This window comes from Bariatricus sp. HCP28S3_F11, assembly GCF_052065395.1.
GTDB lineage: Bacteria > Bacillota > Clostridia > Lachnospirales > Lachnospiraceae > Allocoprococcus.
On the sequence record NZ_JBQHUC010000122.1, the window covers coordinates 1 to 427 of the forward strand.

Annotated in this window: 1 pseudogene; it reads right to left on the reverse strand. The window is 38.2% G+C overall.

Features of this window, described 5'->3' with window-relative positions:
• A pseudogene (locus ACTNBR_RS16565) lies at positions 1 to 427 on the reverse strand (hypothetical protein); the annotation flags it as partial.

Here is a 427-nt window from a genome sequence, read left to right on the forward strand (position 1 = left end):
TCTTCCTTAGTAATCCAGCGACGTTTTCCCTGTTCGACAATGGACTGCTCTGAAAAACAGCGAATAAAAAGTTCATACTCAGAGACATCTTCGAATCCTGTTTTGGTGATATCATAAAGGGTTTCTGCATCTTTTAAAAACTGTTCCATACGCTCTTCCAGTGTAGAACTTCTTTCATGATAAAATACTTTGTTGAAATCATTCGGCTGTGCGTAATGCAAAAGTGTCTCTGGAAGCATTTCCGGCTTTACACTATGAATATATGTGACTAATCGGGATATGCAGGAGTAGATCAATTCACTTCGTGCAAGCATACGCATGTTTGAATTAATCATCAAGGAGTCCATTCGACGAATCTTGCCATCAAGCTCCATCATTTTGGCGATTTCTTTATTATAGTTTTGGATGGCAGCTTTGTATAAATCAA